Below are 3270 nucleotides of genomic sequence, written 5' to 3'. Positions count from 1 at the left end.
CTGCAGCAGGCGTTCGTCGCGCCGCGCTCGCCGCTGGAGCGCACGCTCGCTGAGGCCTGGGCGCGGCTGCTGCGCATCGACCGGGTGGGCGTGCACGACAGCTTCTTCGAGCTGGGCGGCAACTCGCTGCTCGCGCTCCAGTGCGTGGCGCGGCTGCGGCAGGAGCACGGGCTGGAGCTCCCCATCGTCCAGCTGTTCCAGTCCCCCACGGTGGCGCAGCTGGCGGCGGCGCTGAGCGGGGAGGCGTCCCGCCCGTCGCTCAAGCAGGTGGCGGAGGCGCGGCAGGCGAAGCGCCAGCAGGCGGCGGGCGGCGCGGAGCCGGTGGCCATCATCGGCATGGCGGGCCGCTTCCCGGGCGCGCCCGACGTGGAGACGTTCTGGAAGAACCTGGTGGGCGGCGTGGAGTCCGTCACCACCTTCACGCGCGAGGAGGTGGACCCGTCGGTGCCCGCCGCCGAGCGCGACGCCCCCGAGTACGTGCGGGCGCGCGGCGTCCTGGACGGCGTGGAACTGTTCGACGCGGCCTTCTTCGGCATCACGCCGAAGGAGGCGCAGGTGATGGATCCGCAGCAGCGCCTGTTCCTGGAGACGGCGTGGGAGGCGCTGGAGTCCGCCGGCTGCGTGCCGGAAGCCTACCCCGGCCTCATCGGCGTCTTCGCGGGCACGCACAACAACAGCTACGGGCCGCTGCACGTGCTGCCCCGGCAGGACATCGTGGGCCGGGTGGGCGCCTTCCAGGCGATGGTCGCCAACGAGAAGGACTACGTGGCGACCCGCGTCGCGCACAAGCTGGACCTGCGCGGGCCCGCGCTGTCGCTCAACACCGCGTGCTCCACGTCGCTGGTCGCGGTGGCGCAGGCGTTCTGGGCGCTCCAGACGCACCAGTGCGACGTGGCGCTGGCGGGCGGCGCGTCCGTGACGGTGCCCCAGAAGTCCGGCCACCTGTACCAGGAGGGCGGCATGCTCTCCCAGGACGGGCACTGCCGCCCCTTCGACGCGAACGCCACCGGCACCCTCTTCAGCGACGGCCTGGGCGCGGTGGTGCTCAAGCGCCTGTCGGACGCGCAGGCGGACGGCGACGTCATCCACGCGGTGCTGCGCGGCGTGGGCATCAACAACGACGGCGCGGCCAAGGTGAGCTTCGCGGCGCCGGGCGTGGAGGGCCAGGCCACGGCCATCGCGACGGCGCACGCGAACGCGGGCATCGACCCGCGCACCCTCCGCTACGTGGAGGCGCACGGCACGGCGACGCCGCTGGGCGACCCCATTGAAGTCGAGGCGCTGTCGCAGGCGTTCCGCGCGCACACCTCGGACACGGGCTTCTGCGCCATCGGTTCGGTGAAGAGCAACTTCGGCCACCTCACCGCCGCGGCGGGCGTGGCGGGCCTGCTCAAGACGGTGCTCGCGCTGAAGCACCGCGAGCTGCCGCCGACGCTGCACTTCCAGACGCCCAACCCGAAGATCGACTTCCCGCGCAGCCCCTTCTTCGTCCAGGCGAAGCGCTCCGCGTGGCCGGAGGGCACGGGCCCCCTGCGCGCGGGCGTGAGCTCGTTCGGCGTGGGCGGCACCAACGCGCACGTCGTGGTGGAGGAGGCGCCGGAGCGTCCGGCCTCCGGTCCTTCGAAGCCGCGCCAGCTCCTGACGCTGTCGGCGAAGACGCCCGCGGCGCTGACGCAGGCGGCGCAGCGGCTGGCCGCGCACCTCCAGGCGCATCCGGAGGAGTCCCTCGCGGACGTGGCGTACACGCTGGCCACGGGGCGCAAGGCGTTCCCGTTCCGGCGCGCCGTGGTGGCGGGCTCGCAGGAAGAGGCCGCGCGGTCGCTGACGGCGGCCGAGCCGGAGGCTTCTGGCCTGGAGTCCACGCCGCCCGTCGCGTTCCTCTTCCCGGGTCAGGGCTCGCAGCATCCGGACATGGCGCACGGGCTGTACCGCCACGCGCCGGCCTTCCGCGCCACGGTGGACGCGTGCGCGGAGGTGCTCAAGCCGCTGCTCGGGCGCGACCTGCGCGAGGTGCTCTTCCCGAAGGACCCCGAGTCGCCCGGGGCCGCGGAGGCGCTGCGCCAGACGTCGTTCGCGCAGGCGGCCCTGTTCACCGTGGAGTACGCGCTCGCGCAGCTCTGGTGGAGCTGGGGCGTGCGGCCGGACGCGCTCGTGGGCCACAGCGTGGGCGAGTTCGTCGCCGCGTGCCTCGCGGGCGTCTTCACGCTGGAGGACGCGCTGCACCTGGTGGCGAAGCGCGGCCTGCTCATGCAGGCGCAGGAGCCGGGCAGCATGCTGTCGGTGCGCCTGTCCGCGGAGGCGGTCGCGCCCCGGCTGACGGACGGGCTGGCCATCGCGTCGGACAACGGACCGCGCCTGTGCGTGGTGTCCGGGCCCACGGAGGCCGTGCAACGGCTCCAGGCCGCGCTGGAGGCGGAGGGCACCGCGTGCCGGCTGCTCCAGACGTCGCACGCGTTCCACTCGCCCATGATGGACGCCGCGGTGGCGCCGTTCCTGGAGACGGTGAAGGGCCTGCGCCTGTCCGAGCCGCGCATCCCCATCGTCTCCACGGCGACGGGCACGTGGCTGAAGGCCTCCGAGGCGACGTCGCCCGAGTACTGGGCGCGGCACCTGCGCGACACGGTGCGCTTCTCGCCCGCGCTGCGCACGCTCTGGGACCGGGGCGAGCATCTGCTGCTGGAGGTGGGCCCGCGCGTGACGCTCGCCACGCTGGCGCGGCAGCAGGCCACGGCCGACCAGCGCTCGCGGGTGTTCACGTCCCTGGGCGAGTCCAGCGGTGACGCCGCGGACTGGAGCGCCCTCCTGAACGCCGCGGGCCAGCTCTGGCGCCGGGGCGTGACCCTGGACTGGCGGGCCTTCCACGCCGACGAGCAGCGCCAGCGCGTCACCCTTCCCACGTATCCCTTCCAGCGGCAGCGCCACTGGATCGACCTCGAGCGGGCGTCCATGCCCGCCCCCACACCCTCCACCGGAGCCGCCGTGAGTCCCGCCCCTGTTCCCCGCGCCGAACGTCTCGTCCCCACCCTGCGCAACCTCTTCGAGGAGCTGAGCGGCCTGGAGCTGGCCGACGCGGATCCGGGCGCCAGCTTCCTGGAGCTGGGGCTCGACTCGCTGGTGCTCACGCAGGCGGCGCTCGCGGTGCAGAAGCAGTTCGGCGTGAAGGTGACGTTCCGGCAGCTGTTGGAAGAGGTCCCGTCGCTGGGACAGCTCGCCGCGTTCCTCGACGGCCGCATGCCCCCGGAGGCCGCGCCGGTGGCCGCCGCGGCTCCG

At 74.2% G+C, this 3270-nt stretch carries 1 protein-coding gene; it reads left to right on the top strand.

Annotated features, from left to right (window positions below; all coding sequences use genetic code 11):
- Positions 1-3270 (top strand): beta-ketoacyl synthase N-terminal-like domain-containing protein (locus ACLEQD_RS39895; RefSeq protein ID WP_410391159.1); only part of this gene is annotated, 3270 nt, incomplete at both ends.

The sequence above is a fragment of the Corallococcus sp. 4LFB genome, assembly GCF_046520365.1.
Lineage (GTDB): Bacteria > Myxococcota > Myxococcia > Myxococcales > Myxococcaceae > Corallococcus > Corallococcus caeni.
This window is presented reverse-complemented; position numbering and strand designations above follow the sequence as displayed.